Source organism: Methanoculleus sp. UBA413 (genome assembly GCF_002502935.1).
GTDB classification, from domain to species: Archaea; Halobacteriota; Methanomicrobia; order Methanomicrobiales; family Methanoculleaceae; genus Methanoculleus; species Methanoculleus bourgensis.
This window is the reverse complement of the sequence record NZ_DAQR01000084.1, coordinates 1-9,058: the sequence shown is the minus strand read 5'-3', so window position 1 is coordinate 9,058 and position 9,058 is coordinate 1. Positions and strand designations below refer to the sequence as shown.

The 9,058-nt window shown below is 58.6% G+C and carries 7 protein-coding genes; 4 read left to right on the top strand and 3 right to left on the bottom strand.

The features are described 5' to 3' along the window. On the top strand, positions 1-564 hold a 564-nt coding region (locus tag BP858_RS06965; RefSeq protein ID WP_286879169.1), incomplete at its 5' end, for a hypothetical protein. A 95-nt stretch (positions 565-659) separates the two neighbouring features. Here BP858_RS06965 and BP858_RS06960 read toward each other — a convergent pair. After that, a complete protein-coding gene (locus tag BP858_RS06960; RefSeq protein WP_214166594.1) occupies positions 660-863 on the bottom strand; it encodes an SHOCT domain-containing protein in 204 nt (67 codons plus the stop codon). 129 nt (positions 864-992) lie between these two features. Further along, complete coding sequence (locus BP858_RS06955; RefSeq protein ID WP_286879168.1) at positions 993-1,448, bottom strand: DUF6325 family protein; 456 nt, start codon at positions 1,446-1,448, stop codon at positions 993-995. Between the two features lie 483 nt (positions 1,449-1,931). On the opposite strand from BP858_RS06955, the gene BP858_RS06950 reads away from it, so the two are divergent. Together BP858_RS06950 and BP858_RS06945 are read left to right on the top strand one after the other, a co-directional pair. Continuing rightward, positions 1,932-3,338: a sugar porter family MFS transporter gene (locus BP858_RS06950; protein ID WP_286879167.1), complete on the top strand. Its 1,407-nt coding sequence runs from the start codon at positions 1,932-1,934 to the stop codon at positions 3,336-3,338. A gap of 350 nt (positions 3,339-3,688) precedes the next feature. Continuing rightward, positions 3,689-4,141, top strand: a complete 453-nt coding sequence (locus BP858_RS06945; protein ID WP_074175145.1) for a phosphate-starvation-inducible PsiE family protein — start codon at positions 3,689-3,691, stop codon at positions 4,139-4,141. Between the two features lie 47 nt (positions 4,142-4,188). Here the strand turns inward: BP858_RS06945 and BP858_RS06940 are convergent, their stop codons facing one another. Further along, positions 4,189-5,682 (bottom strand): MFS transporter, encoded by a 1,494-nt coding sequence (locus tag BP858_RS06940; protein ID WP_286879166.1) that lies wholly within the window; start codon positions 5,680-5,682, stop codon positions 4,189-4,191. A 327-nt stretch (positions 5,683-6,009) separates the two neighbouring features. Here BP858_RS06940 and BP858_RS06935 point away from each other — a divergent pair, with 327 nt between their 5' ends. Next, positions 6,010-8,802, top strand: a complete 2,793-nt coding sequence (locus tag BP858_RS06935; RefSeq protein ID WP_286879165.1) for an MGH1-like glycoside hydrolase domain-containing protein — start codon at positions 6,010-6,012, stop codon at positions 8,800-8,802. Positions 8,803-9,058 lie beyond the last annotated feature (256 nt).

The window sequence follows — 9,058 nt, the reverse complement described above, 5'->3', positions numbered from 1 at the left end:
ACACCCACCCCAACAGTGAACGTGACGCCAACGCCGGCACCATCGGCGGGCATGGACCTCCAGCTCTATGACGGCTGGAACTTCGTCTCCATCCCAAGACCGCTCTCCGAGGGCAACAACACCGCGATAGCAGTCTTCGGGGACGTCGACACCGCCGGGCGGCCGATCTACACCTACGCTCCGGCGACCGGGTTTGAGCCCGTGGGCGCGAATACGACCCTGGAAGTCCTCGATGGATACTGGGTCTATTCCAACGGGACCGCAACCGTGCGGCTGACGTTCAGCACCGACCCGGTGACTGCCCCGGCGTCCAAGACGCTGAGCCCGGGCTGGAACGCCATCGGCTACTCTGACCTGACCCCGTCGACCGCAAACGAGACGCTCACATCGGTGGAAGACAGCTGGGTCTATGTTGTCGGTTACGACGCACAGAACCAGAACTACCGGCCGGCGCTCATCAACGATCAGATGGGAGCACGGGGGGAGAACCAGAGACTCTTCCCGACCGAAGGCTACTGGCTGTTCATGCGCGAGGATGGCACACTGGCTGCCATCAGCGCCTAACCCTTTTTTCCACGCAAACCTCGCGCATTACCCGGGATGAGCTGCCGCCGCCACGGGGATCGGTGCTCTGGTCGGAAAAAGAGAAATTAACGGTCCTATTGGGCAAGGATCTTCTGTTTCTCCTGCTGGAATTCTTCCTCCGTTAGGGCTCCCATCTGCTTCAGTTCCGCCAGTTGCTTGAGTTGAGCCAGTTTCTGCTCCTGGGTCATGCCCGTCTGGGTGGGAACGGCCTGGACCTGCTGCTCGCGTTGTGCCGCCTGTTCTGCCTGTGCTTCCTTCTGCATCTCTCTCTGTTGCATCCGCTTATTAACAGCCCGGGAAGTTGCAGTGGCTGTTCCAGCGACCACAGCTGTACGAGCCACAGTGCCGATAAGACCTGGTCGACCGCCTCTCATGATATCTCTCCTCCGATGACTTCCAAACTCTTTTCAACTCGCTCTACTGCCACCGGCCGCTTCCAGTTCCCCGGGTCGCCATGCAAGCGCGGCATCTACCTTCTCTTTTTTGATGCGCTCGCCAGCGATCACCTCTCCATGGGCGTTCAGGACTGCATCCCGGAACTTCTTTGCCCACAGGTGTTCGAACAGGAAGAGTGCCGCGGAGCTATTCTTCTCAATGATATCACTGACCTTTTGTATGTCATCTTCAGCCAGGAGTGTGGTTGTATCCCGTGCGAGTGGGGCAAATGCGCTTGCCGCATCTTTTTGAAGGTCACTGAGTTCCATCACGCTGACGTTGCCCAGTTCATCTTTCCTCACAAAGACCAGGTCAATGATCCGGATGACGCCCTTGTCGACCACCTCACGCAACGCCGGGATAATCTCGCCTTTGAACTGGTTTCCCGGGAATTCGATGACCATATATTCCACTGGACCAAGAGACATAGCGCACCTCCGGAGCAGGATGCTGGTTCAACTATATAACCCAGACTGCTGCACGATATACCGACTGTTTTCATCGACGTTTGGGTTCGACGATGCGACTGAACGCCCTTCCGGCCCATAGAGGTCTCACTCTCTGGCAGGCTGATTATCTATCCTGGCCGGAGGAAGGATGACGGTCGGCAACGGGTAAACGGCCTGTGATGTCTGGACCACGGTGACCGGTGTCCGACCCTGCAAGGAGCGGTCCCGTATGAAGAGACGCAGAGTTTAAATACTAAACTTGCAACTGAACTCGATGACATCTCCGGCGGGCTTCTCCAACGGATTATCATCTGGTGGTATTCCATTCGCCCCTGCGATGGGTTTCGCCCTTACTCCTCCTCACGGCCCGAACCACAGCATTCTCGCGGAATATAATACCTGACCGTCTTCGGCTTTCAATTCCCACTGGAGCATGGACCCAAAGTAAGAAAGGGGATCCGTATGACGTCTGAACGCGGAAAAGTTACAGGTTTTGTCCTCGTCGTTGCTGCAATTGCCGCCATTGCCGGGATACTCTTTGGGTTCGATACCGGTGTCATCTCGGGAGCGATTCTGTTCATCAACGAGGAATTCAGTCTCACGAGCGTCATGACCGAAGTGGCGGTGAGTTCCGTGCTGGTGGGTGCGATCATCGGGGCGCTCTTCGGAGGCCCTCTCTCCGACAGGGTGGGGCGCCGCAGTTCCATTCTGGCCGCCTCGGTGATCTTCCTCATCGGTACATTCGTAGTCGTCCTCTCCTCTCTCTTCTCCATATTTCTCATCGGCAGGATCCTGATCGGGATAGCGATCGGAATCGCCTCGTTCGTCGCTCCCCTCTATATCTCAGAAGTTGCGCCCGAAAGTATCAGGGGCGCTCTTGTATCGCTCAACCAACTTCTGATAACGATCGGGATCCTGATCGCCTACGGCGTGAATTTCTACTTCGCAGCGGCCGGCGATTGGCGAGCGATGTTTCTCGTGGGCGTGATCCCGGGCACGATCCTCCTTCTCGGCATGTACCTGATGCCCCGAAGCCCCCGGTGGCTGGTGTTTATAAACCGGCCCGATGATGCTGCAGGCGTCCTGCAGAAGATCCGTGGCACTACCGATGTCTCGGAAGAATTGAGCGGTATCGTGAGGAGCGTTCGTGAGGAAGGGGCCGGCACATGGTCGGATCTGGTTGCGCCCGCGGTCAGGCTTCCGCTGGTCCTCGGCGTCGGCCTGGCGGTCCTCCAGCAGGCGACCGGCATCAACACCGTCATCTACTATGCCCCGACCATCTTCCAGTTTGCCGGTCTCGAGGAGGCCACCGCCTCGATTGCCGCAACGGTCGGGATCGGTATTGTAAATGTCCTGGTAACCCTGGTCGCCATCTGGCTTGTCGATCGGGCGGGACGCCGCCCGCTGCTCCTGTGGAGCGTTGCCGGTATGGGTATCGCCATGCTGATCCTCGGGACCGGGTTTGCCCTCAGTAACAGTAGTGCCGGACAGATGGCCGTGTCATTAGGGCTGGTTACCGCGATAGGGCTCATCATCTATGTAGCCTCCTTTGCGGTAGGCCTTGGACCGATCTTCTGGTTGATCATCTCTGAGATCTATCCGCTCAGCGTACGGGGGTTGGCCATGAGCCTCGCGACGGTCACGAATTGGGCTGCAAACTTCATCATTGCGGCGACGTTCCTCTCGATGGTGAACCTCATCGGCCAGTCCGGTGTCTTTCTCCTGTACGCCCTGGTCGCCCTGTTTGCGTGGTTATTCATATTCAAACTTGTACCGGAGACAAAAGGAATGTCCCTGGAGCAGATCGAGGCATACTTCCGGTCCCGTGCACATCCGCGTTCGGGTGGAGAGGAGAAGGGAGTGGAATAAGGAGGAGTTCGTTCCCAAACCCCCACGGTGCCATATCGGCCGATGAGCATCAGGGTGGTGGATGCGGATACGGCAGACGGGGCTGTTCCCCGGTTCATCTTCGGCCTTCAAACCCTCGTCCTGCAAGGATCGCGGGAGTGGTTGCCGGGCAGAGCCTTGTCCGGGGCGAGTCTCCCTCTCCTGATATGATACCCGGTGAGATGTGCGACTGCCGGTTCGGTAGGGGCACAAGCACCGAAGAGCGACGTCCCTATCGGGGCATCGTCGCATACTTTTGGGATATGCTCGAGGTGTAAATCCGGGGCGAGTTCCCGGCAGTTATTTATATTGACCAGCATGATAGGCCGTGCATGCACCACTTCGTGGAGTGGTTTGAGCGTTTCACCTACCTCGTGCTCATTGTCTTCCTGGTAGTGGTATTACTCTTTACGCTCCTCGAACTGGGGTGGCTGACATTCATAGGGCTGTTTGAGGTTACTCCCCTCCGGCTTGAGAGCCCGGAGTTGTTCGAACTCTTCGGGTACTTTCTGCTGGTCCTCATCGGCCTGGAACTCCTGGAGACAATAAAAGCGTACCTGGAGAGGAGAGAGTTCCATGTCGAGATCATCATCCTTGTCGCAATCATCGCTATCGCAAGAAAAGTCATCCTCCTGGGTTCGGCAACTCCAGGCGAACTCATCGGTATCGCGCTGATCATCATTGCTCTCTGCGGCGGTTATTACCTCCTGCGCCGGGCGGGACTGCCGTATTCTCTCTCGCCGGGTAACCGTATGTCCTCATCCGAGAGGCGAGAAGAACTCTAAAAGGACAGCCGGCAAAAATTGAGGGTTCCAGCGAACCCGCTCTACGATTATTCCGGCAACTGCAAATCAGGCTGGTCCGGGGCCTGGGGAACCGGACCCGTGGGCAGCAGGATCGCGGCCACAAGACCGATCACCGCAAAAAACGCTAGAACGACCAGGGCCAGGGCGTAGCCCAGATTCCCCGTGACCAGGCTGGATACGATGACGGTGCCTGCAATGGCTACGCCGAGCGAGGAGCCCAGGTTTGAGACACTGCGTGACAGGCCTGATATCTCTCCCTGGTCCTCTTCGGGAAAGCTGGATTGTACAACGTTGACCGAGGATGTCAGCATGACCCCGACGCCTACACCGACCAGAAAGAGGCCCGGCACAAAGGTAAAGACGTTGGATGTTTCTCGAACCAGCAACAGCAGGAGGAAGACGCCGCCTACCGTCACGACAAAGCCCGCCCGGATCAGTGTTGCCTGGGAACGCCTCCGCGCCAGCCTGCCTGCGGCCATCGAGGAGAGCAGAATGCCGATCGTGGCCGGCGTAAGGATCAAACCCGTCTCGATCGCGTTGTAGCCCCGCACCGTCTGCAGGTAGACGGATACCACAAAGGAGAGGCCGAGCAGGACCAGCCACTGGATATTCTGCGTGACGAGGCCGAGGTTGGATGTGCGGTTCTTAAACAGCCTGGTGGAGAGCAGAGGTTCCTTGCCCGCCCGCTCCATGGACCTGATGTGCCAGAAGAACCAGGCCAGTAAAACCAGTCCGATGAGCACGAACAACCATACCGGCGAGATACCGCCCTGCGGGATCACGACCGTGTTGCCGACGACGAAATCCTGACTGGCTCGGAACCAGCCGTACGTCGAGGCCTGCAGGATGCCGACCACCACGAAGAAGAGTCCTGCCGCCGAGAGGATGGTTCCGACGATGTCTAATCTGGGTTTTGGGCCCTGAACGCCAGGATCGACGATCTTCCGGCTCTGGATGATGACTATGCCGACGACAAGAGCCTGCACGACAAAGGCTGCGCGCCAGCTGATCGCGGTGGTGATGATCCCGCCGACCAGCGGACCTGCTGCCGCCCCGATACCGCCCGCCGCACTGATCGCGCCGAAGGCGCGGGCGCGTGAGGTGAGGTTGGGGGAGAAGACCGTTGCGAGGATGTACACGGGCGGGATAAGCAGCGCGGTCCCGATGCCTTCGAGGAGCGAGTAGCCAAGGATCAGGATCCCGAGCCCCGGCGCCGCTGCCGCTATCAGCGCTCCCACACCGTAAACCAGGAGGCCCCGCCTGAACAGATACGTGCGGCCCAGGATATCCGTCAGCTTGCTGCCGGGGATCATCAGGGCTGCCATGGTGAGCGTAAAGACGGCGATGGTCGTCTGGACGCCGCTGACCGTCGTCCCCAGGTCGGTGGCGATGTTGCTTATGGCCACGTTCATGTTCGAGGCAGCGTAACTGCAGATAAACTGGGCCAGCGCAAGCGGCAGGAGCACGCCCTGCGGGGTTGCCGTTGATGCCCGGGGGACCTGATTTAATGTGCTGTTCATTAATGCCAGCCCTCAAATTGAACGGTCAAAAGGATCTGGTGTATATTAGTTTAACTGCCGGGCATTTTGCCCGGTGGCGTGCCGGGGATCCGCAGAGATGATGTTCTCTATCGTTCCAACCTGCGGAAAACCGGTCTTTAGACAAGAACGAGGGATGGCGAAGAAGGGGATCGTATGTTGTGATGCAGGTCCCGGAGAGAACGTAAATCGGGTATCCATCAGAAAAAAGGCATGATACAAGGGCTGTTTATTGTAAATCAGGAAAAATTAGTGCAATCCTGCGAAAATGCCGAAAAGTATATCCGCTCCCTTTTCACCTGACCCTGCATGTCATCCGCAAATACTGTCGCCGCGACAGAGGAGGGAGAGCGACTTCGGGAGGTCTATGAGCAGGATGTGCCCTGGCGCAGGTGGGGCCCCTACCTGAGCGAGCGGCAGTGGGGGACGGTAAGAGAGGATTACAGCGATGATGGTGACGCCTGGGCGCATTTCCCCCACGACCATGCACGCTCCCGCACCTATTTGTGGGGGGAGGACGGACTCGCAGGTCTCTCAGACGACTCCCAGCGGCTCTGTTTTGCCTTGAGCCTCTGGAACGGTGCCGATCTGTTCCTAAAAGAGCGGCTCTTTGGCCTTACGAACGCCGAAGGGAACCACGGCGAGGACGTAAAGGAGTATTACTACTACCTGGACAATACCCCGACGCACTCCTACATGAAATACCTCTACAAGTATCCGCAGGCGGCGTTCCCGTACGACGATCTTGTGGAGACGAACAGGAGACGCACCAGGGACGAACCGGAGTACGAGCTCATCGATACCGGCATATTCGACGACGATCGCTACTTTGATGTCTTTGTGGAGTACGCGAAGGACTCCTCCGAGGATATCCTGATCCAGGTCACGGTGTGGAACCGGGGGCCTGATGCGGCTACTCTGCACCTCCTGCCGACACTCTGGTTCCGCAATACCTGGTGGCTTGAGAAGGGCGTCAGAAGACCGTTCCTGAAACAGGTGGAAGGCCCTCCCGGCACGAGCGTAATCCAGGCCAGTCATCCGGACCTTGGCGTTCGGTATCTCTACTGTGAAGGCGCCCCTGAACTGCTTTTCACCGAGAACGAGACAAACACGGAACGCATCCAGGGCATCCCGAACACCAGCCCCTACGTCAAGGACGGCATCAATGACTACGTTGTTTCCCGCAAGACCGCGGCGGTGAACCCCACCCGGACCGGAACGAAATCTTCGGCCTACTTCCCGTTGACCATTCCCGGCGGGGAGAGCCGGGTGATGCGGCTGCGGCTGAACGATACCCCTCCTTCAGGACCTGGTGCAGCCGGCGAGGACGCTCCTTTCGGAAGCCGGTTTGAGGAGATCTTGAGTGCCCGGAAGAAGGAAGCGGACGCGTTCTACGATAACATCACCCCTCCGCCGGTCAGTCCGGATGCGGCGAATGTGATGCGCCAGGCGCTTGCCGGCATGCTCTGGACGAAGCAGTATTACTTCTACGACCTGGACCGCTGGCTCCGTCAGCACGGGTCCAATATTGCTCTCGGCGACAAACGTCCTGTCCGCAACAACCAGTGGTTCCACATGTTCAATGCGGACATCATATCGATGCCGGATAAGTGGGAGTACCCCTGGTATGCTGCCTGGGATCTTGCGTTCCACCTGGCCGCCTTTGCGATGATTGATCCGGGCTTCGCCAAACAGCAGCTGGAGTTAATACTGCACGAACGCTACCTCCACCCCAACGGCCAGATCCCGGCCTACGAGTGGAACTTCAGCGACGTCAACCCCCCGGTGCACGCCTGGGCAGCCCTGTTCATCTACCGTGTCGAGCAGGAGGTCTTTGGTAGGGATGATCTCCGGTTCCTTGAAGCGGTATTCCAGAAGCTCCTGATGAACTTCACCTGGTGGGTGAACCGCAAGGACCGCTACGGCCGGAACGTCTTTGAAGGCGGGTTCCTGGGGCTCGATAACATCGGCGTCTTTGACCGCAGCGCAACAATCCCGTCGGGAGGCTACCTGGAACAGTCCGATGGAACCGCATGGATGGCGCTCTACTGCCAGAACATGCTGGAGATCGCTGTTACGCTTGCCGTTCATGATCCCGTCTACGAGGAGCTTGCCATCAAGTTCTACGAGCACTTCCTCTGGATCGCATCTGCGATGAACCGCATGGGCGAGAATCAGGAGGGGATGTGGGATGAGTGGGACGGGTTCTTCTACGACCTCCTGCACCTGCCTGACGGGAGCGCAACCCGCCTGAGGGTACGGACCCTCGTGGGGCTCCTCCCCCTCTGCTCGAGCACCGTCTTCCCATCGGAGGTGGCCAAAGAGATGCCTGTATTCCTTGAACGCGCACGTTGGTTCAGCCAGGCCCATCCTCTTCTCACCGCCAATATCACGTCGCCGGGTCGGCACGGGTTCCAGGGCCGCCGCCTCCTCTCCCTGGTGAATGAAGAGAGGCTGCGCCGGATCCTCTCAAGAATGCTGGACGAAAACGAGTTCCTGAGCGACTACGGGATCCGTTCCATCTCCCGTGCCCATGCCGAGGAGCCGTACACCTTTGTCCTGGACGGGCAGGAGTTCCGGGTCGAATACCTGCCGGGGGAGTCCAATTCGAATATGTTCGGCGGGAACTCAAACTGGCGGGGACCCATCTGGTTCCCGATGAACCTTCTGATCATCAGGAGCCTGCTCAACCTCTATGCATTCTACGGGAACAGTTTCACTATCGAGTGCCCCACCGGCTCGGACAGGTGGATGAACCTCTACGAGGTGAGCGAGGAGATCAAGAACCGGCTTGAACGTATCTTCCTCCGCGATGAGAATGGCCGGCGCCCGGTCTTCGGGGTCGCACCGAAATTCCAGGAGGACCCGCACTGGCGCGACTACATCCTCTTCTACGAGTATTTCCACGGCGACAGCGGCGCAGGGCTGGGCGCGAGCCACCAGACCGGGTGGACCGGACTCATCGCCCGGCTTATCCAGATGTATGCATATATGACGCCGGAGCAGCTCCTGAAACTGAGAGAAGGGCAGTTCAGTTACAGGAGAAGTGCGGCTGCTCCGAAGGCCGAGGAGGCCCCGCCAGTGGCACCGGCCCCCCGCTGAGGCGATCCGGGGCCCCACCCCCTGTTTTCATCTGAACTGCAGTTTTTATACGAGCCCGGTGCCACACATCAGCAGTTATACGGATCATATGGGGGAACTTTCATGCGACGAGGACGCCGTAGGGGTCAGATCATAGTCATACTGCTGATCGGCGCCATCGCCGTCCTCTATGCCCTCGATCTGGCGGGGAACAGACCGGGAGTGACGGAGCTTGCACCTGCGGAGGTGCGGGGGTACCAGGGGGAGCAGCTCTCCT